Genomic DNA, 1,102 nt, shown 5'->3' with positions numbered 1-1,102 from the left:
TATTAATCCGGCATCGATATAGGCATTCTATGCCGCATATTTGATGCTTGGGTGGTTAAAGTATTTTTTCACCCTCGAAGGCTTCTTTTGCAACATACACATATGGGATCGAACTTTCTTTTTGAGATCCCCTTTCTTTCGTGCCGGCTTACCACTGTGAACTCCCGCTTTTAAGTCACAATTCAAGTATTCGTCCGGGTTCAATTCCGGGGAATAGGCGGGTAAATAGAACACTTCTATACGATCCTCATTCTCCTCAAGCCAGGCCTTAACAACCTTCGCGTGATGGACTCTCAAATTGTCCAGTATCAGGAAGACCTTCCGTTGGGCGTCTTGGATCAGCCGCTTCATGAACCCTATCAACCGGTCTGCGTCCATTGAGCCGTCATAGATTTGAAACCGCACTTTGCCCTGGTTGCTGATCGCTGAGATCATATTGACCGACTCACGCTTGGCGTTCAGGCGAATCACCGGCGTTTTCCCTTTCGGCGCATAGCCCCGCCCATGTTGAGCGTCGCTTCGCAGCCCCGTCTCATCCCCCCAATAGATCTCCGCCCCTTCCGTCTTCGCTCGTCCGCTGATGACCGGGTATTCCTCCTTCAGCCACTTATCGACTTGAGACGGGTTTTGCTCATACGCTTTCTTCACCGGCTTCTGCGGCGTGAAACCCCAGGCGGTCAGATAACTGCCAACCGTTCGGATCGCCAAGTGCTCTCCCGTCTCCTGCGCAATAAGCTGTTGCACCGCCTTACGGGTCCAGAGCGCATACTCCAGCTTGAGCTGGTCCGGGCTTTTATCGACAATCAAACATCTGATTCGGTTCTCCTGCCCTGGCGTTAATCGCTGTCCCGAACCGGGCTCTCGTCCCCGGGGCTTGGATTTAATCCCGCTAACCCCTTGCGCTTCATAAGCTCTGATCCACTTTCCCACCGTCAGGTTATGGACACCGACCTTATCGGCTATTTCCTGATAGCTATACCCCTGCTTGCGCAGTCGCACGGCCTGTTTTCTTTTTTCTTCCTGCGCTGCGGCAGGTAATGAGCGAGCGTCTTCTATAATCATATGGGTAGTGTATCATACCTATATCGATGCCAGGTTAATA

Annotated in this window: 1 protein-coding gene; it reads right to left on the bottom strand. The window is 51.8% G+C overall.

The window, feature by feature from the left end; translation table 11 throughout:
- Positions 1-27 precede the first annotated feature (27 nt).
- A complete protein-coding gene (locus tag KP814_RS32600) occupies positions 28-1,062 on the bottom strand; it encodes an IS630 family transposase (protein WP_216740681.1) in 1,035 nt (344 codons plus the stop codon).
- Positions 1,063-1,102 lie beyond the last annotated feature (40 nt).

Origin of the sequence: Hahella sp. HN01, assembly GCF_018986435.1 — a bacterium.
GTDB lineage: Bacteria > Pseudomonadota > Gammaproteobacteria > Pseudomonadales > Oleiphilaceae > Hahella.
The sequence above is the reverse complement of the archived record's forward strand: the minus strand, read 5'-3'. Positions and strand labels throughout refer to the sequence as shown.